Source organism: Chromobacterium sp. FG89, assembly GCF_057808735.1.
On record NZ_JBMDIQ010000082.1, the window covers coordinates 1 to 480 of the forward strand.

Consider the following 480-nt stretch of genomic DNA (forward strand, 5'->3'; position numbering starts at 1 on the left):
GCGGCGGTTCGGTGCGCGGCCTGGCCGCCGGCCAGTGGTTCCGCCTGGACGACCACCCGGCCCACGACGGCGACAGCAGCGAACAGCGCGAATTCGTCGTCACCCGCCAAACCCTGAGCGCGCGCAACAACCTGCCGGCGGATCTCAAAGCTTTCCAGGATGGCAAGGAAGCGCAACCGTTCCGCGCCGACTTCGACGCCCAGCGTCGCGGCGTGCCGCTGACCCCGGCCTACGCCCACACCGAACTGGCCAAACCCAAATCCCGCGGCGTGCAGACCGCCACCGTGGTCGGCCCCCAAGGTGAAGAAGTCCACACCGACCAGCATGGCCGCATCAAGGTGCAGTTCCACTGGCAGCGGCCGGACGAACACCCGAGCATCGGTGCCAACCTCGACGACAAATCCTCCTGCTGGCTGCGCGTGGTGATGCCCAGCGCCGGCGCCGGCTGGGGCCACCAATTCATCCCGCGCATCGGCCAGG

Annotated in this window: 1 protein-coding gene; it reads left to right on the forward strand. The window is 69.2% G+C overall.

Features of this window, described 5'->3' with window-relative positions; translation table 11 throughout:
* Window positions 1-480: phage baseplate assembly protein V (locus ACODRW_RS24340; RefSeq protein ID WP_488906926.1), on the forward strand; the 480-nt coding region annotated here is incomplete at both ends.